Raw genomic sequence first — 17,959 nt, 5'->3', positions numbered from 1 at the left:
GGCGCGGCGTCGGGCGCTACTTTTCGGCCAGTGTGCGGCGCTCGGGCCGGGCGGTGATGCGCCAGTCGCGGCCCACGGCGCGGATATCGAGGATCGTAAGGCCGCGCTGCTGGGCCATGCTCTCGATGCCGGCAAGCTGGAACAGCGGCCGGGCCTCGCCGCCCAGCAGGGTTGGCGCCACGAACAGCTGCATCTCGTCCACCAGGCCCTCGTCGAGCATGGCCCCGGCCAGCGTCGCGCCGGTCTCCAGCAGCACCTCGTTAGCCTGCTCCACGTCGGCCAGATAACGCAGCACGGCATGGAGGTCGACGCGGCCATTGCCGTCGGCCGGCAGGGACACCACCTCGGCGCCGGCGGCCTCGAGCCGTTCGCGCCGCTCCGGCGCGTGCTCCTCGACGGTGGCCACCAGGGTACGACCGGGCTCGATCAGGCAGGCTGCGGCCTCGGGCAGGCGCAGGTGGGTATCCACCACCACCCGCAGCGGCTGGCGGCCAGCGATCAGCTCGACGCCCTCGAGCTCGGCCTGCTCCGGCCGCACGGTGAGGCGCGAGTTGTCGAAGATCACCGAGTCCACCCCGGTCAGCACGGCACTGGAGCGGGCGCGCAGGCGCTGCACCTCGCGACGGGCCTGGGGGCCGGTGATCCACTGGGACTCGCCGGAGCGCATGGCGGTGCGGCCGTCGAGACTCATGGCCATTTTCAGCCGCACGAAGGGGCGGCCGTGGTCCATGCGCATGATAAAGCCGGGATTGAGCGCGCGGGCTTGTTCTTCCAGCACGCCGACCTCCACCTCGATGCCGGCCTCGCGCAGCAGGGCGATGCCGCGTCCGGCCACCGCCGGGTTGGGGTCGGCCATGGCCACCACCACCCGCGCCACGCCGGCCTCGACCAGCGCCACGGCGCAGGGCCCGGTGCGACCCTGGTGAGAGCAGGGTTCCAACGTGACATAGGCAGTGGCACCGCAGGCGGCCTCGCCGGCCTGGGCCAGGGCGTGGACCTCGGCGTGGGGCGCGCCAGCGCGCAGGTGAAAACCCTCGCCGACCAGGCGCTCGTGCCTGACCAGCACGCAGCCGACGCGGGGGTTGGGGTCGGTGGTATAGAGGCCGCGGCGGGCCAGTTCCAGGGCCCGGGCCATCCAGGCTTCGGGAGGCTGTTGGGCCATGGGACTCCTTGGGGTGTCGGGTAGGCGGCGGTCAGCCGCGGGGCTCGTCGGGGCCGAAGGTCGGCTCCTGGGCCAGGCGATCGATCTCGGCGCGAAACTCGTCGATGTCCTGGAAGCTGCGGTAGACAGAGGCGAAGCGGATGTAGGCGACCTGGTCGAGACGCTTGAGGGCGAGCATCACCTGCTCGCCGATATCGCGAGCGTGGATCTCCCGCTCGCCCCGGGCCCGCAGTGTCTGGCGGATGCGCTGCACCGCCGCCTCGATGGATTCGGCGCTCACCGGGCGCTTCTCCAGCGCTCTCAGCATGCCGGCGCGCAGCTTCTGCTCGTCGAAGGATTCGCGGGAGCCGTCGGCCTTGATCACCCGGGGCATCACCAGCTCGGCGGTCTCGTAGGTGGTGAAGCGTTCGCCACAGGCCACGCACTGGCGGCGGCGACGTACCTGGTCCCCCTCGGCGACCAGCCGCGAATCGGTGACCTTGGTGTCATGGGTACCGCAGAAGGGGCAGTGCATCGCGGGGTTCCGGGTTGGAGAGACGGGGAGCGTTGACGCATTGTAGCGACTGCGACCGCCCCCGCCCAGCGTGACCCCGCAAGAACCCCTCAGTGGCCCTGGTGGCCCTGGTGGCCCTGGTGGCCGCCACCGTGGCCGCCACCGTGGCCGCTATCCATCCCGGGCATGTCGCCACCCATCACCTCGATGCGTTTGACCGGAGCCGACAGGGTCAGGGTCTCGTCGTTGTCCAGCACCAGGGTGATCTCGACCTCGTCGTCCTCGTGGAGCGGCGCCACCAGGTCGATCAGCATCAGATGCAGGCCACCCGGGGCCAGTTCGACGCGTCCGCCGGCGGGCACAGCGACCTCGGCTACGCGGCGCATCTGCATGACGCCGTCCACGTCCACATGGTTGTGCAGTTCGGTAATCTCGGCGGCCGACGAATGGGCATCGATCACCGCCCGGTCGCTATCACCCCGGTTATGCAGCACCATGAAGGCCGCCGTGGTGGTGGAGACCGGCGGCACGGCACGCACCTGGACGTTCTCGACCGCCAGCGGCTGGGCCAATACCCCTTGGCTGGCCAGCGCCAGGGCCAGGCCGGCAAGGGACGCGCGAAGGAGAGACAGGGCGGGATGACGCATGGGAGAGCTTCCTTGTGCGAGTTTAGCGGGCGGGCGTGTCCGGCCATCCTACTGTCGAGCGCGCGGAACGCCCTTGCGACATAACGCCCCACGCCGCCGCTGAGGCACGGCGGATAATACCCCGCTAATCCACGACTGACACACTCGCTACCGGCAGCCCTGCCACCCTACCCTGCCGACACCCGGTCACCTCGACCCACACGGAGCCCCACATGCACGGACTGAACCAGAGCATCGCGATCGGCCCGCTGGGCCTCTCCATCGGCCAGCTGCTGATCATGCTGGCCTTCGGCATCGCCCTGCTCGCCGGGGCGCTGATCGGGCGACGCCATCGCACGCCCACCACCGACACCCTCTTCACCCTGCTGCTGGTCGCCCTGGTCGGCGCCCGCCTGCTGTTCGTGGCCCGCTACTGGGGCAGCTACGAGGGTCCGCTCTCCATGCTGGATATTCGCGATGGCGGTTTCGACCCGCTGGGCGGCTTGCTGGCGGGTTTGGGCTACGCCGCATGGCGGCTGTGGAAGGCACCCCGCCAGCGGGCGGCGCTCTCTGGCGCCCTGCTGGCCGGCGCCTTCACCTGGGGTCTCACCGCCGGCCCCCTGCTGCTGCTGGAGAGCCAGAGCCGACCCATCCCGGACGTCGCACTGGCGACCCTCGAGGGGCACATCATCGACCTACCGGCCCTGGCCGAGCGCGACGGCCAACCCATGGTGATCAACCTCTGGGCCACCTGGTGCCCGCCCTGCCGCCGGGAGATGCCGGTGTTCGAGCAGGCCCAGCAGGAGGAGAGCGACATCACCTTCGTATTCGTCAATCAGGGTGAGGACGCCACCCTGGTGAACCGTTTCCTTGACCACGAGTCATTGACCCTGGACAACGTGCTGCTCGATGCCCGCAACGCCCTGGGCGATGCCACCGGCGCCATGGCCATGCCGACCACCCTCTATTACAACGCCGAGGGCCGCCTGGTGGACACTCACTTCGGTGAACTGTCGCGCGCCACCCTCACGCGCGGGCTTGAGCGCCTGCGCTGAGGATCGCCCCGCTACCCCCGATGTCATGAGCCCCCCGATGTTGTGAGAAAGGATCTCCCCATGCGACTGCCCTACCCCCTGCTGCCGATAGGCGCCCTGGCCCTGGCCCTGGCCGTGGCCACACCCACCCTGGCCGATGACCACTGGCCTGCACCGGTGCAGGCGCTCAGCGCCCAGGGCCTGGAGATTCACGCCGAGTTCGAGGCCCCCGGCGGCCTCACCGGCTTTGCGGCCAGTTACCCCAGCGGCGAGGTGGCCATCTACCTGACCCCGGACGGCGAGCACGCCATCGTCGGCACCCTGGTGGACGCCGAGGGCAACGACCTCTCCGACGCCGCCCTGGACGAGCATGTGCGCGCCGCCCAATTCGCCGAGGTGTGGGAGCGTCTGGAGCAGAGCCACTGGATCCAGGACGGCGATGCCGAGGCACCGCGGGTGGTCTACACCTTCACCGACCCCAACTGCCCCTTCTGCCGGCAGTTCTGGGAGGCGGCGCGTCCCTGGGTGGAGGCCGGTGAGGTGCAGCTTCGCCATATCATGGTGGGCATCCTCGCCTCCAACAGCCCCGCCAAGGCGGCGACCCTGCTGGGCGCCGAAGACCCGGCCGAGGCGCTGCACGCCCACAGCGACGGCGGCGAGGAGGTTATCCCCATCGCCCAGGCTCGCGAGATCGAGGAGCAGGTCTATGCCAACAACCAGCTGTTCGAGGAGCTAGGCATGATCGCCACCCCCTCCACGTTGTTTCGCGACGGCGAGCGGGTCGACCGCGTCCAGGGGCTGCCGAGCGACGAGCGGATGATCGAGGTGATGGGCGGCGAGGCGCCCTGAGGCCTAAGCAAACCCCTGATGCGTGACGCCCCGCCTGGCTTGGCCAGGCGGGGCGTCTCATGGTGCCGCCAGGGCGTCGGGGATCACTCCTCCTTGAGAGCCTCGAAGCGCGGCTGGCCAACGTTCCACGGTTTCACCTCGTCGCCCTTCTCGCCCCAGTTGGCGTGGTCGGCCAGCACCTGGCCGTCCTGGCCCTCCTGGCCGTAGAGGGAGTGGCGGTGGAAGGTCGGGCCGAAGCGCTCCAGGGTCTCGGCCACATCGCCGTTATAGCGCGGATCCTGCGGCCGCTCCTGGCTGCTCATGTAGTAGGCGATGTCCCAGGCCTCCTGGTCGGAGAGCGAGAGCGGCTGACCCAGCGGCATGTTGTTCTTGATGAATCCGGCCGCGGTGAACAGGCGCACGATCCCCGCGCCCCAGTTGTTGGAGCCATCGCCCCAGGGCGGCGGGAAGATGTACTCACCGTCCTGGTAGTAACCGGAGCCGTCCTCGCTGTGGCAGATCGCGCAGTTCTCCACATAGAGCGCCTCGCCGTTCTCGTAGCTGAGCTCGTCGGGGCGATCCGGCGCCGGGAAGCCGCGACCGTAGATCGGTTGGTCGGGATACACGGGCGCACCCTTGGCCAGCCACTGGTGGTAGGCGGTCATCGCCAGCATGTCGTCGCTGCCGTACGCCGGCGGCACGCCGTTCATGGAGTAGGCGAAGCAGCCCGCGATGCGCTCCTCCAGGTTGTTGACGTGATCGTTCTTGCCGCGGTAGTGGGGCAGTGTCACCGCCGCCGCCCACACCGGCGCGCTGAACGGCTGACGCCCCTCGCCCAGGTGGCAGCTGGAGCAGTTCATGTCGTTGAAGACGTTCTCGCCGCGCAGCTGCTGGGTGTTGGTGAAGAGATCGTAGCCGCGACGGATGACCTGCTTGGTCTCCGGGTGCAGATCGGAAGCCTCGAGATCTGCCATGGTGGGCGGGATGTGCACCAGCTCGCCCTCCTGGGGCGCCGGATAGCCCATCTCCACCAGGGTATCGACCGCCGGGTGCTGGGTTTCGGCGCTCACCCCCAGGCTGACACCGGCCACCAGGGTGGCACTGGCCACCGCCAGGGTGGTCCTGCCCAGGATTGTCCTGTGATGTTTCATGGTCTGCTCCCCTTATTCTGACGCCACTTCTGACGCCACGGACTGGCTGGCCAGCCAGGCGGAAACGGCGCGGATGTCCTCGTCGCTCATGCGCTTGGCAATGGCCCCCATCAGGTTCTGCGGGTCATTGCTGCGCTCGTCGGCCTGCCAGGCGCGCAGCTGGCTCTCGATGTAGCCGGCGTGCTGACTACTGATGCCCGGGAAGCTGCTGCCGGCACCCTCGTTGCGCGGGCCGTGGCAGCTCTTGCATGAGACGATGTACTCGTCCCAGTCGCCGCGCAGGGCCAGCTGCTCGCCGCGGGCCAGCAACTCGTCATCGATGTCGCCCCCCTGGGCGGCGGTGACCGACATCTGGCTGTAATAGGCCGCCACGTCGGCGATCTGCTGATCATCGAGCATGTTGGCGAAGGCCATCATGGAGGCGTTCTGGCGACGACCCTCCTTGAAGTCGTGTAGCTGCTTGGCAATATAGTCGGCGTCCATTCCTGCCAGGCGCGGCCAGGATTCGCCGCCGGGCAGGTTCATGCCGCTGCCGTCGGTCTGATGGCAGGCCACGCAGGTTCCCGCCGCCGCCTGGCCCCGCTCGGCATCCCCTTCCAATGCCATGGCCTGGCCAGTGGCCAGGGCGACGCCCAGCAGCAGGCCGAGCCTCCCCGTGATCCTCTTGCTGGTCCCCATGATCCCCTTGTCGGACATAGCGGTTTCCCCTCGTGTTGTCATCGACCCCTGTACGGAACGTTCAGAAAGGGCAGTTCAACGACCCACCTTGACCGGAACGATCAGGCAAGCCTCCAGCCCATCCCCTTCAGGGCGGGCAAAATCCAGCCGGCCGGCGAAGCGCTCGGCGATGGCCATCACGATGGCCAGCCCCAGGCCGCTGCCTCCCTGCTTGCTGGCTCGCCAGAAGCGCTGGGACATCTGGGTGAGCGCCTTGTCGTCCACCCCCGGTCCTTGATCGCGCACCCGAAAGGTCAGCTCACCGGCCCCCTTGTCCCACTCGGCATTCACCGCCACCGGCTCGCTCTCGCCACCGTGGCGAAGGGCGTTGTCGACCAGGTTGCGCAGCGCGGTAACGGCCAGCTCCCGAGGCAGGGCTAGCTCCGCCTCGGGCCACGCCTCAGGCAGCACGAAGCGTTCCGGGGCCACCCCGGTATCGCGCAGGGCCAGCTCGACCACGTCGGCCACGCGGCACGGCTCACCGTCCTCGAACTGCACGCGCCCCTCCACCCTGGCCAGCATCAGCAGCTGGTCCAGGATGCGCGCGAGCCTCCCCACTCCCTCTTCAGCATAGGCCAGCGACTGGCGGGCGGCGTCCCCCTCCACGCGACGCGCCACCTGCAGGTGGGTCTTGATCGCGGTGAGCGGCGTCTTCAGCTCGTGGGCGGCATCGCTGGTGAAACGCTGCTCGCGCACGATGGCCTGCTGGATCCGTGCCAGCAGGGTGTTGAGCGTCTCGATCAGCGGACGCAGTTCCACCGGCACACCGTAGGTCGCCACCGGCGCGAGGGCATCCGGATGGCGGCGCGCCAGGGAGTCGCGAAGCCGGGAGAGCGGGGCCAGGCCCCGCCACACGCCCAGCCACAGCGCCGCCATGCTGCCCAAGAGCGCCACCGCGAAGGGCACCACGGCCACCTGGAAGACGTTGCGCAGCAGCATGTCGCGCTCGTCCATGCGGTCGGCGGTGGTGATGGTCAGCCCACCACGCTCGTAGGTGAACACCCGCCAGGTGACGCCGCCCTCCTCGCGGTAGGCATGCCCCCGCTCGCCCGGGGCCAGAATCGTCTCCAGATCGGTGTGGGTACGCGCCATGATCTCGCCACGGGGCGAATGCACCTGGCAGGCCAGCCCCTCGATGGGCGGGATCGACAGCGCCCGCTGGTCGGCCTGAAGCCACACGTCCTCGGGGAACTGGGCCATCAACCCGGCCACCATGCGCGCCGATTGAGCCAGGCGCTGATCCAGGGTGGCGACGAACTGCTCCTCGAGATTACGCATCAGCCAGGCCGCGGCCAGGCTCCAGAGCAACGCCAGGGTAAGCCCCAGGGTCAGCACCAGTCGCGTGCGCAGACTCATGGCGCCCTCCCCTTGTCGGGCAGCTCCACCGCCGAGGGCTTGCCCAGCCGGTAGCCCAGCCCACGCACCGTCTCGATCACTCGGCTGCCGAGCTTGCGTCGCAAGTGATGGATATGCACATTGAGGGCATTACTCTCCACCTCGTCGTTCATGCCGTAGAGGCTGTCCTTGAGCTGGTCGGCGGAGAGCACTCTGCGCGGCGACTGCAGGAAGGTCTCAAGCAGCACCAGCTCGCGGCGCGACAGCGCGATCCGGTGCCCGGCCACGGTGACCTCCCGGGCCAACGGGTCGAGACATAGCGCCCCATGCTCGATCAGGGTGCGCGGACGCCCGGCGGCACGGCGCAGCAAGGCCTGCAGACGAGCCACCAGTTCGTCGAGGTCGAAGGGCTTGATCAGGTAGTCGTCTGCTCCCCCATGCAGACCCGCCACGCGGTCCTGCACGGTGTCACGTGCGGTCAGCACCAGCACCGGGGTGTTAACCCCAGCGGCGCGCCACTCCTCCAGCAGCGCCAGGCCATCGCCGTCGGGTAGCCCCCGGTCGAGGATCACGGCGTCGCTGGAGACGGTCTCCATGGCGCTTCGCGCCTCGGCCATCGTCTCCACATGGTCGACCACGAAGTCGTGGACGGTCAGACCGGCCTGGATACCGGAGGCAACCAGAGCGTCATCCTCGATCAGCAGAATGTGCATGAGATGGAATCCTCGTGTGAGCGACATCGTGTCACTCGTCAATTAAGACGGCGTTAACCCGTGATAAGAGTACGACCGGATCGACTGGTCCATTGGTCAAAGGCCACTCGCGACCGGCCCAGACGCAGGCGTCCCCGCCGGCAAGACCGGCGGGGACGCAAAGGTGTCACCCGGAGGGAGTGATTCAGCTTCGTGCCGGAATCGCCTTGGCCAGGAACCAGCCGGCCACCATGGCCACCAGCATGGCCGCCAGCGGCAGGGTGAGCCCGGCGATGGAGGCGAAGGCCGGACCCGGACAGTAGCCGGAGAGCCCCCAGCCGATGCCGAACAGCGCAGCGCCGCCGATCAGGCGAGCGTCGAGATCCTGGCGGGTGGGCAGCTGGAAGGCCTCGCCGTAGATCGGGTTGGGCCGCTTGAAGACCAGACGGTAACCGATGAAGTTGGTCACCACGGCGCCGCCGAGCACGAACATCAGGGTCGGGTCCCAGGCGCCGAAGAGGTCGAGGAAACCCAGGACCCGGGCCGGGTCGGTCATGCCGGAGATGCCGAGTCCGAGGCCGAACAGCAGGCCGGCGATGTAGCCCATCACGGGTTTCAAGATCGACGTTTTCATGCGCCACCTCCTGTCAAGTGCCGAACCACATAGACAGTGATGATCGCCGCGACCAGGAAGGTCAGGGTCGCCGCCAGGGAGCGCGGCGAGAGGCGCGCCAGGCCGCAGACGCCATGGCCGCTGGTGCAGCCGCTGCCCAGGCTGGTCCCCACGCCAACCAAGAGGCCGGCGACCAGCATCAGCAACACACCGCCGGCGGGCTGGCCAACGACCTCGCCGGGGCTGCCAGCCACGTTGCCCAGGCCTCCGCCGAGCAGTATCAACACGATCGGGCCGCTGATCAGGCCCAGCAGGAAGGTCAGCCGCCAGGCGCTATCGCCCTGGGGCCGCGCGGTGATCAGGGTGCCGATGATGCCGCTGATGCCGGCGATACGGCCCAGGGTGGCCATCAGCCAGGTGGCGGATAGACCGATCAGGATGCCGCCGGCCAGCCCTTGCAGGGATGAACTCCAGTCCACGCTACTCTCTCCTCGTTGTGAATCCGCGGATGCGGGTATGTCGAATCGTTGACGCCTGTCGTCTAGGACGGCGGCGGCAGCTCGGCGCAGCGGCGGGACAGAGTCCCATCGCTCTCGCCATGCAGCTCCCGCCAGGCGTCATAGGTGCTCAGGAACACCTGGCCGGTCATCTCATGGCAGAACTCGGTCTGCTTGAGGCGATCCATCACCGGACCCTTCACCTCCGCCAGGTGCAAGGCGACACCCGAGTCCTTGAGTCGTGCATTGATCGCCTCCAGGCTCTCCAGCGCCGAGGCGTCGATGACGTTGACCGCCTGACAGGCCAGCACGATGTGGTCGAGGCCCGGCTGGCGGGCGGCCAGTTCCATCACGGTGTCTTCGAGGTAGCGGGCGTTGGCGAAATAGAGGCTCTCGTCGACCCTCAGGATCGCCAGTCGGTCGTCGGTCTCCACCTCATGGCGCTTCACGTTGCGGAAGTGCTCGCTGCCCGGCACCCGCCCCACCACGGCGCTGTGGGGACGGCTGGTACGGTAGAGGTGAAGCGCCAGCGACAGCCCCACCCCTACCGTGATGCCGCTCTCCACACCGACGATCAGGGTCACGACGATGGTCGCCAACATGGCGGCGAAGTCACCGCGGGAGTAGGCCCAGGTGCGCCTGATGGCAGGAAGGTCAACCAGCGAGAGCACCGCGACGATGATGGTAGCCGCCAGGGTGGCGATGGGCAGGTAGGCGATCAGCGGGGTGAGCAACAGCGCCGCCCCGGCGATGCCCACCGCGGTGAAGGCCCCGGCCGCCGGGGTCTCGGCGCCGGCGTCGAAGTTGACCACCGAGCGGGCGAAGCCCCCGGTGACCGGCATGCCCCCGGTGAACGACGCGGCGATATTCGAGGTACCCAGGCCCACCAGCTCCTGGTCGGGGTCGATGCGCTGGCGGCGTTTGGCGGCCAGGGTCTGGCCCACCGACACCGACTCGACGAAGCCGACGATGCTGATCAGCAGCGCCGCCACGAACAGCTGGCTCCACAGGCCGCTGTCGAAGCCGGGCAGCGTCAGCGGCGGCAGGCCCGCCGGCACTACGCCCACCACGGCCACGCCATGGGCGTCGAGGCCGGCCCCCCAGGTGGCCAGCGTCGTGACCGCCACGGCGAGGATCGGCGCGGCCTTGGTCAACATGTCTGCCGGCCGAGGGGCCACGCCCAGGCGCACCAGGGAAGGCTTGAGCCAGCGCCGCGCGGCGTAGAGGAAGGTGAGAACGCCGAGGCCGATCGCCAGGGTCGGGGCACTCACCTGGCCCAGGCTGTCGGCGAGGCTGACAAGAAGTTCCAGCAGATTATGGCCGCCGGCCTCCACGCCCAGCACATGCTTGAGCTGGCTGGCGGCGATGATCAGCCCCGAGGCGGTAATGAAGCCCGAGATCACCGGATGGCTGAGGAAGTTGGCCAGAAAACCGAGCCGCGCCACCCCCATCAGGGTGAGGATCAGGCCGGACATCAGCGCCAGCACCAGGGCTGCGCCGAGATATTCCGGCGTGCCCTGGAGGGCGATCTGGCCCACCGCCGCGGCGGTCATCAGCGAGACTACCGCCACCGGCCCCACCGCTAAAGTACGGCTGGTGCCGAATACCGCGTAGACCATCAGCGGCGCGATGCTGGCGTAGAGCCCAACCTCGGGCGGCAGCCCGGCCAGCATGGCGTAGGCCAGCGACTGCGGGATCAGCATGACGGTGACAATCACCGCCGCCAGCAGGTCGCTGGTCAGGGTGGCGCGGCCATAGCTCGGCAACCACTGAAGGATCGGCAGGTAGCGCTTGGGATTCACGCGGCGGGCCTCAGAACGTGTTGATCGGCACCTTGAGGTAGACCTGGCCGTTGTCCTCGGCAGGCGGCATATGGCCGGCACGCATGTTGACCTGCACCGAGGGCAGGATCAGCTTCGGCATGTCGAGGGTGGCGTCGCGCTCGGTGCGCATCTTGACGAATTCATCCTCGCTGATGCCCTCGTGCACGTGCACATTCTGCTCTCGCTGATCGACCACGCTGGTCTCGTGCTGGAACTCCTCGCGCTCCGGCGCCTTGTAGTCATGGCACAGAAAGAGGCGGGTCTCGTCCGGCAGGGCCAGCACCTTCTGGATGGAGCGGTAGAGAGTGCGCGCGTCGCCGCCGGGGAAGTCGCAGCGGGCGGTGCCGTAGTCGGGCATGAACAGGGTGTCGCCGACGAAGGCGGCGTCGCCGATCACGTAGGTCAGGCAGGCCGGGGTGTGGCCCGGGGTATGCAGCACCCGCCCTTCCAGGCTACCGATGGTGAAGGTGTCGCCCTCCTCGAAGAGACGGTCGAACTGGCTGCCGTCCCGGGCGAACTCGGTGCCGGCGTTGAAGGCCTTGCCGAAGACGTCCTGCACCACGGTAATCCTGGCGCCGATACCGGTCTTGCCACCTAGTGCCTCGTGGAGGTAAGGCGCGGCGGAGAGATGATCGGCGTGGACGTGGGTCTCGAGGATCCACTCCACCTTCAGGTTGTTGTCGCGCACGAAGGCGATGATCTCATCGGCGGAGCGCACGTCGGTACGCCCGGCGGCATAGTCGAAATCGAGCACCGAATCGAGGATGGCACAGGCACGGCTATCGGGGTCCTGAACCACATAGCTGAAGGTATTGGTGGGCTCGTCGAAGAAGTGGGTCACGATGGGATGAAGCACGGTCGTATGTGACATGGAAGGAGCCTCCTTGGATGTCAATGCTGGGGAATGAACCCAGTATAACCCAAAACAGGTTATAACGTTAGATTATTATTGCATATTAAGCCTCGTCTCTGCCCCGGCCCCCCTCAAACACGCACGAGGCCCACCGCCATGGCGATGGGCCTCGCTTCGCTGCGGCAACGCCTTGCCGCTACTTCTTCAGCTTGCAGGTACTGATGCCCAGCAAGCCGTAGGCCGGGCAGAAGTTGATCAGCCCGGTGGCCAGCGGCAGAACGCCGATCCAGCCCCAGGCGCCGATGACGCCGGTCATGGCCATGCCGATAAGCACAGCGCCGATCACGATACGGGCAATCTTGTCGATGCCTCCCACGTTGCTCTTCATGGTGCTCTCCTCTCGGGTAATGACTACAGCTCGATGCGGTCGCCGTAGGCGGGAATCTCGGCCTCGATGCCGCTTTCGGCCAGGGCGGCCTTGAAGGCTTCCTGGGTCCCGGGCTCGCCATGGACCAGGTAGAATCGGGGGTTGTTTCTGAAGGCGCCGGCCCAGCCGATCATGTCGGTCTGGCCGGCGTGGGCGGAGAAACCACCGATGGTGTGCACCTTCGCCTTGACCGCCAGGTCATGGCCCAGCACGCGCACCCGCTTTGCGCCGTCGACGATCTGGCGGCCCAGGGTGCCGGCGGCCTGGAAGCCGACGATCACCAGCCGGGTCGTGGGCTTCTCCAGGTTGTAGCGGAAGTGGTGGATGATGCGCCCGCCGGTGCACATGCCGGCCCCGGCGATGATGATGGCCCCGCCGTGGATGCGGTTGATGGCCATGGACTCCTCCACCGTGCGGGTCATGCGCAGGATCGGCAGGTACTGGCTGGTGTCGCCGCCAGCGGCGATGTTGAGCACCTTGAGATCCTCGGCATCCAGCGCCTTGCGCGCCCGGTGGTAAAGTTCGGTGACCTTGATCGCCATGGGGCTGTCGAGGAACACCATCTGCTGACGCAGCCGCCCCTCGTGGTAGAGCACGCTGAGGTGGTAGAGGACCTCCTGGGTGCGCCCCACGGCGAAGGCGGGAATCAGCACGTTGCCGCCCGCCGCGTGGGCCTCCTCCAGCACCTGTGCGAACTCCTCCAGGGTCTCGTCCAGGGGGCGGTGGTCGCGATCGCCGTAGGTGCTCTCCATCAGCACCACATCGGCCTCATGGACCTTGTCGGGGTCGCGCATCAGTACCGAGCTGGGGTTGCCCAGGTCGCCGGAGAACACCAGCCGCTTGGTCTGGCCGCCGGAGGGGATGCCCAGTTCGACGATGGCCGAGCCGAGGATGTGGCCGGCATCGCGGAACACCAGGGTCGCCCCGCCCGGCAGATCGACCGGCTTGCCGTAGGGGTGCGACTCGCACAGGGCCAGCGTGCGCTCCACGTCGTCCAGCTCGTAGAGCGGCTCGACCAGCGGCTTGCCGTTGCGCCTGCGCCACTTGTTCTCCCACTCGACGTCCTTGGCCATGATGAAGGCGGAATCCAGGAGCATGATCGCCAGCAGGTCGCGGGTGCCCCGGGTGCAGTGGATCGGACCGCTGAAGCCCTCGCGCACCAGCTTGGGCAGCAGGCCCGAGTGGTCCAGGTGGCCGTGGGAGAGCACTACCCCGTCCAGTTCATGGGCCAACTTGCCGAAGGATCTGGCGTTGGCCTCGTCGGCATCGGGCCCGCCCTGGTGCAGCCCACACTCCAGCAGCAGCGTCTTCGGGCTACCGTTGCCGTCCAGCTCGATCAGGTAGCGAGAGCCGGTGACTTCCTTCACCGCGCCCTGGAAGGTCAATGTCGACATGGTGGTGCGCTCCTTTGCCAGCGGAGGTGCCCTGGGTGATTCCCTCTTACAAGCAGAATAATGGATCGGAGGCGAGGGTGCGCATCAGAAAATAACGATATGTGATCTTGGCCAATGAAGGATGACATAACGACCGCGCCCCGCACCGTTGTCACGGGGCGGGGCGCGGGCTGGGAGCTCGGCCGAAGCCGCCGGCTGATCAGCGAAAGACCGGCTCAGCGAAAGACCGACTCAGCGAAAGACCGACTCAGCGATACACAGGGAACCGTGCGCAGACGGCCTCGACCTTGGCCTTCACCTCGGCCTCGATGGCGGTGGGGTCTTCACCTTTCGCCATCACGTCGAGGATGTCGCAGATCCAGCCGGCGAGTTCCTTGCACTCGCCCTCGCCGAAGCCGCGGGTGGTCACCGCCGGGGTTCCGATGCGCAGGCCGGAGGTGACGAACGGGCTCTGGGGGTCGCCCGGCACAGCGTTCTTGTTGACGGTGATGTGGGCGCGACCCAGGGCCGCGTCCGCGTCCTTGCCGGTCAGGCCCTGCTTGATCAGCGCGAGCAGGAAGAGGTGATCCTCGGTGCCGCCGGAGACCACCTCGTAGCCCCGCTCGATGAACACGGTGGCCATGGTCTGGGCGTTCTTCACCACCTGCTGCTGGTAGGTCTTGAACCCGGGGTCCATGGCCTCCTTGAAGCAGATCGCCTTGGCGGCGATGACGTGCTCCAGCGGGCCGCCCTGAATGCCCGGGAAGACCGCGGACTGCAGCTTCTTCTCGATGTCGGCATCGTTCTCGGCGGAAAGAATCAGGCCGCCGCGCGGGCCGCGCAGGGTCTTGTGGGTGGTGGTGGTGACGACATGGGCGTGAGGCAGCGGGGTCGGGTAGACACCGGCGGCCACCAGGCCGGCCACGTGGGCCATGTCGACCAGCAGGTAGGCGCCCACCTCATCGGCGATCTCGCGGAATTTCGCCCAGTCGATGATCTGGGAATAGGCGGAGAAGCCGGCGATGATCATCTTCGGCCGGTGTTCGTGGGCCAGCTTCGCTACCTCTTCGTAGTCGATGCGACCGCTCTCGTCGATCCCGTACTGCACGGCGTGGTAATGCTTGCCGGAAAAGTTGGGCTTGGCGCCGTGGGTCAGGTGGCCGCCGGCGTCGAGGCTCATGCCCAGCACGGTGTCGCCCGGCTTGATCAGCGCCTGGAAGACAGCGCCGTTGGCCTGGGAGCCGGAGTGGGGCTGGACGTTGGCGTAGCTCGCGCCGAACAGCTGCTTGGCGTAGTCGATGGCCAGCTGCTCGACGATGTCGACGTACTCACAGCCGCCGTAGTAGCGCTTGCCGGGATAGCCTTCCGCGTACTTGTTGGTCAGCTGGCTGCCCTGGGCTTCCATCACCCTTGGGCTTGCGTAGTTCTCGGAGGCGATGAGTTCGATGTGCGCTTCCTGGCGCGCGACTTCCTTCTGCATCGCGTCGAACAGGGCATCATCGAAACCGGCAATCGTCATGTCGCGGCTGAACATGGGCGGGGGACCTCGCATCAAAGGTAAAAATCCAAGGCCCTTATGATACCCCAGCCCCGAAGCGCTTTCATATGAAACACCATCATCCCGGGCTGAGGCGATTTCATCCCATCCCGCGCCTGGCGGCGTCGCTCATCTCGGCCCTGGCGCCTGACCTGGACGCTGGGGTCAGCGTGTCTCCACGCGCAGATCGAGCCGCTCGGGTAGGGCCAGGGGGTCGTCGGCCAGGCTGTCCAGCCGGCTCTCGACGGGCAGATTGGCGCTGATCTCGAGTTCGCTGGCGCTGCCCTCCATCAGTTGGACCAACCCGGAAAGCAGGGACTGCACCTGGGGGCCGAACATCATGCCGAAGCCCTGGGCCTGAGTGCGCGCCTGCTCCAGGTACTGGGCCTCGCTGACGCCCCCCATGGCCGCCCCCAGGGTGGCCAGGCGCGGGAAGAGCCCGCGGTCACCCAGGGTGAGGCGAAGCTCGCCGCCCAGCAGGGTGGCGACTTCGAGCAGGCTCTCGTCGGTGAACAGTTCCGCCGGGGTCACGCCCTCGGGCAGCCGCACCGGCAGCGTCACGGCGTGGGCCAGGCGCAGGGCGTCCACCAGGTCGATCTGCCCTTTGCTGGCGAGCCGGGTGTGGTCGTCAAGCTCTTCCCACTCGGCGTCGAAGGTGGCGTCCAGACGCAGTCGCCCGCTGCCGTCGGTGAGCACGTTGCTGATCATGCGCAGCCGGGTGCGCTCGTCGGCCGGGGCCTGGTCAATCACCCGCGCCAGGTCGATCTCCAGGGCCTCGAACCACAGGCTGCCGCTGCCGTCCTCGAGGCCCCCATCCAGGCGCAGGCTGGCCAGGGAGGCCACCGTCCCCTCGTCGAGATCGAGGTTCAGCCCGGAGAGTGCCAGGCTCCCCAGCCACTGCTCGGACAGAGCCTCCTCGTCGCGCGGCGGCACCGGGCGACCGGGTTCATCCAGCACCACCTGTTCGATACTCAGTACTGCCGGCTCGTCCAGGAACGCCTCCAGGCGAATACCCTCCAGGGTGACCTCGTCGGGACGGTCGTAGTCGCCGCGGACGATGTAGCGCTCGACCGAGAGCCGCTCGCCGTCGTGGCTCTCGAAGCGCAAGTCCTCGGCGGTGACGCGGCTGCGCAGCAGCGCCGAGGAGACCTCGCCGATCTCGAGGGTGCCTTCGCCGGCGAAGAAGGCGCGCAGGTCGGCCTCCAGACGCCCGGAGTCGGCCAACGCCGACGGGGCCGTGACAAAGGTGACAGCGAGGCTCAGGGGCAGGGCAAAGCGCGCCGCGGCGCGGATGGAACGAGACATGGATCACCTCCTGTGTGACCGGAGAAAAGGGGGAACCGACAGAGAGCCTAGCTCAGACGGCCGAGGCTAGGCGCGCCTCGAGCCGCTCGTTGACCTGTTCCAGCACCGCCAGCCGAGCGCGGCGCTTGTCGTCACAGGCGATCAGCGACCACTCGGCGCCCGTGAGATGGGTCCGGGCGAACATCTCGTCGATAGCGCGCTGGTAGTCGTCCCAGCGTTCGCGGTTGCGCCAGTCCTCGTCGGTGAGCTTGTGGCGCTTGTGGGGGGTGTCGGCGCGGGCCTCGAAGCGCCTGAGCTGCTCGTCCTTCTCGATGGCGAGGAACAGCTTGATCAGCACCCCGCCATGGGCCAGCAGCTGCTGCTCGAAGTGGCGGATCTCGCCATAGGCGCGCTGCCACTGGGCCGGGCTGGCCAGTTCCTCGACCCGCTCCACCAGCACCCGACCGTACCAGCTGCGATCGAAGATGACGATGCGTCCATCGACCGGCAGGCGGCGCCAGAAGCGCCAGCCCCAGGGCAGCGCCAGCTCCTCGTCGCTGGGCGCACCGATGCGATGCACGCGGTACTGGCGGGCATCCAGCGCCGCGGTAATCCGGTGGATGCTGCCCCCCTTCCCCGCCGCGTCATGGCCCTCGAAGGCGATCATCACCGGGATGCGCCGCCGGGCGATCTCCCGGGCATTGATGGCCAGACGGGCCTGCCCACGGGCCAGACGCTCGCGGTAGACGGCCTTGTCGAGGCGCTCCTCCACCGCAGCGTCGGCGCGACCCAGCGAGGGAACACCGGGCGCGTGCTCCGACAGCGTCGGAAGCTCCGCCGCCGGCGGCTCGGGCGGGGCCTCCATGGCCGCCAGCAGGGCACGGCCGACCCGGCCAAGCTGCTCGTCTGGCTCGCGAAAGGAGAGCCGCTGCCAAGGGGCATGGGGCGCCTCGGTATCGTTACGCAGCGTCTTGCCAATCGCTTCGATGGCGGCATGCTGGACGTGGCGCTGCCACTCGTTGGGTCCCACCTGCCAGGCGCGGGCCGGGTCCTGCTGCAGTTCGGCCAGGTGGTGGCGCTGCTCGCGGCGGCCGATGTCGGTCCACAGCTTGAGCAGCACCACGCCCTCGGCGGCCAGCTCGGCCTCGAAGTGGCGGATCTGTTCGAGGCGATCCTGGAAGGCGCCGGGGGAGAGCCGCCGCTCGGCATGGGCGAACAGCGCATCGCCGTACCAGCCGTGGATGAAGATGCCGATACGGCCGCGATCGGGAATTCGCCGCCAGTAGCGCCACCAGTAGGGGCGCGACTGCTCCTCGCTGCTCGGCCCAAGGGCGTGCACCTCGGTATAACGGTTCTCCAGCCAATGGTTGAGGCGGTTGACCACCTGCCCCTTGTGGGTCACCGCATGACCGCTGAGCAGCAGGATCACCGCGCGCTGCTTCTCTCGGGCCAGGGAGAGCTGGGCATCCAGCAGCCGGTAGCGCAGGGTATCGGTCTTCATGGGTTTTCCTCCT

18 protein-coding genes are annotated in these 17,959 nt (G+C 68.0%); 2 read left to right on the top strand and 16 right to left on the bottom strand.

Features of this window, described 5'->3' with window-relative positions; translation table 11 throughout:
* Positions 1-16 precede the first annotated feature (16 nt).
* The 3 genes from ribD to ACR80S_RS02520 form a co-directional block, all read right to left on the bottom strand.
* Positions 17-1,162 (bottom strand): bifunctional diaminohydroxyphosphoribosylaminopyrimidine deaminase/5-amino-6-(5-phosphoribosylamino)uracil reductase RibD, encoded by a 1,146-nt coding sequence (gene ribD, locus ACR80S_RS02530; protein WP_435402498.1) that lies wholly within the window; start codon positions 1,160-1,162, stop codon positions 17-19.
* Between the two features lie 31 nt (positions 1,163-1,193).
* Positions 1,194-1,676 carry a transcriptional regulator NrdR gene (gene nrdR / locus ACR80S_RS02525; RefSeq protein ID WP_435400733.1) on the bottom strand — a complete coding sequence of 161 codons (483 nt, stop codon included), beginning with the start codon at positions 1,674-1,676 and terminating at the stop codon, positions 1,194-1,196.
* Between the two features lie 89 nt (positions 1,677-1,765).
* The gene (locus tag ACR80S_RS02520; RefSeq protein ID WP_435402497.1) at positions 1,766-2,302 is read right to left on the bottom strand and encodes a copper chaperone PCu(A)C; all 537 of its coding nucleotides are present in this window, start codon (positions 2,300-2,302) and stop codon (positions 1,766-1,768) included.
* 212 nt (positions 2,303-2,514) lie between these two features.
* On the opposite strand from ACR80S_RS02520, the gene ACR80S_RS02515 reads away from it, so the two are divergent.
* On the top strand, positions 2,515-3,336 hold the full coding sequence (locus tag ACR80S_RS02515) for a TlpA family protein disulfide reductase (RefSeq protein ID WP_435402496.1): 822 nt from the start codon (positions 2,515-2,517) through the stop codon (positions 3,334-3,336).
* A gap of 60 nt (positions 3,337-3,396) precedes the next feature.
* Entirely contained in the window at positions 3,397-4,164 is a 768-nt protein-coding gene (dsbG, locus tag ACR80S_RS02510; protein WP_435400730.1) for a thiol:disulfide interchange protein DsbG, read from the top strand.
* An 83-nt stretch (positions 4,165-4,247) separates the two neighbouring features.
* Here dsbG and ACR80S_RS02505 read toward each other — a convergent pair whose 3' ends face one another.
* The 13 genes from ACR80S_RS02505 to ACR80S_RS02445 form a co-directional block, all read right to left on the bottom strand.
* A complete protein-coding gene (locus ACR80S_RS02505; protein ID WP_435402495.1) occupies positions 4,248-5,294 on the bottom strand; it encodes a c-type cytochrome in 1,047 nt (348 codons plus the stop codon).
* Positions 5,295-5,306: 12 nt separating this feature from the next.
* The gene (locus ACR80S_RS02500; RefSeq protein ID WP_435400728.1) at positions 5,307-5,990 is read right to left on the bottom strand and encodes a c-type cytochrome; all 684 of its coding nucleotides are present in this window, start codon (positions 5,988-5,990) and stop codon (positions 5,307-5,309) included.
* 57 nt (positions 5,991-6,047) lie between these two features.
* On the bottom strand, positions 6,048-7,367 hold the full coding sequence (locus ACR80S_RS02495) for an ATP-binding protein (RefSeq protein ID WP_435402494.1): 1,320 nt from the start codon (positions 7,365-7,367) through the stop codon (positions 6,048-6,050).
* Positions 7,364-8,059 carry a response regulator gene (locus ACR80S_RS02490; RefSeq protein ID WP_435402493.1) on the bottom strand — a complete coding sequence of 232 codons (696 nt, stop codon included), beginning with the start codon at positions 8,057-8,059 and terminating at the stop codon, positions 7,364-7,366. The genes ACR80S_RS02495 and ACR80S_RS02490 overlap by 4 nt, the downstream gene beginning before the upstream one ends.
* 184 nt (positions 8,060-8,243) lie before the next feature.
* The gene (locus ACR80S_RS02485; RefSeq protein WP_435400726.1) at positions 8,244-8,672 is read right to left on the bottom strand and encodes a DUF6691 family protein; all 429 of its coding nucleotides are present in this window, start codon (positions 8,670-8,672) and stop codon (positions 8,244-8,246) included.
* Positions 8,669-9,130, bottom strand: a complete 462-nt coding sequence (locus ACR80S_RS02480) for a YeeE/YedE family protein (RefSeq protein WP_435402492.1) — start codon at positions 9,128-9,130, stop codon at positions 8,669-8,671. The genes ACR80S_RS02485 and ACR80S_RS02480 overlap by 4 nt, the downstream gene beginning before the upstream one ends.
* Before the next feature lie 62 nt (positions 9,131-9,192).
* Positions 9,193-10,950, bottom strand: coding sequence for a SulP family inorganic anion transporter (locus ACR80S_RS02475; protein ID WP_435402491.1), 1,758 nt, complete (start codon positions 10,948-10,950; stop codon positions 9,193-9,195).
* Between the two features lie 10 nt (positions 10,951-10,960).
* On the bottom strand, positions 10,961-11,827 hold the full coding sequence (locus ACR80S_RS02470; protein ID WP_435400881.1) for an MBL fold metallo-hydrolase: 867 nt from the start codon (positions 11,825-11,827) through the stop codon (positions 10,961-10,963).
* Positions 11,828-12,020: 193 nt separating this feature from the next.
* On the bottom strand, positions 12,021-12,212 hold the full coding sequence (locus ACR80S_RS02465; protein ID WP_435400723.1) for a YgaP family membrane protein: 192 nt from the start codon (positions 12,210-12,212) through the stop codon (positions 12,021-12,023).
* Between the two features lie 23 nt (positions 12,213-12,235).
* Positions 12,236-13,645, bottom strand: coding sequence for an MBL fold metallo-hydrolase RNA specificity domain-containing protein (locus ACR80S_RS02460; protein WP_435402490.1), 1,410 nt, complete (start codon positions 13,643-13,645; stop codon positions 12,236-12,238).
* A gap of 247 nt (positions 13,646-13,892) precedes the next feature.
* Complete coding sequence (glyA, locus tag ACR80S_RS02455; protein ID WP_435400721.1) at positions 13,893-15,158, bottom strand: serine hydroxymethyltransferase; 1,266 nt, start codon at positions 15,156-15,158, stop codon at positions 13,893-13,895.
* Between the two features lie 168 nt (positions 15,159-15,326).
* Positions 15,327-16,466: a hypothetical protein gene (locus ACR80S_RS02450; RefSeq protein ID WP_435400720.1), complete on the bottom strand. Its 1,140-nt coding sequence runs from the start codon at positions 16,464-16,466 to the stop codon at positions 15,327-15,329.
* 52 nt (positions 16,467-16,518) lie between these two features.
* Positions 16,519-17,946: a polyphosphate kinase gene (locus ACR80S_RS02445; protein WP_435402489.1), complete on the bottom strand. Its 1,428-nt coding sequence runs from the start codon at positions 17,944-17,946 to the stop codon at positions 16,519-16,521.
* Positions 17,947-17,959 lie beyond the last annotated feature (13 nt).

This window comes from Halomonas salsilacus, assembly GCF_051216275.1.
Classification (GTDB): Bacteria; Pseudomonadota; Gammaproteobacteria; order Pseudomonadales; family Halomonadaceae; genus Halomonas.
This window is presented reverse-complemented; position numbering and strand designations above follow the sequence as displayed.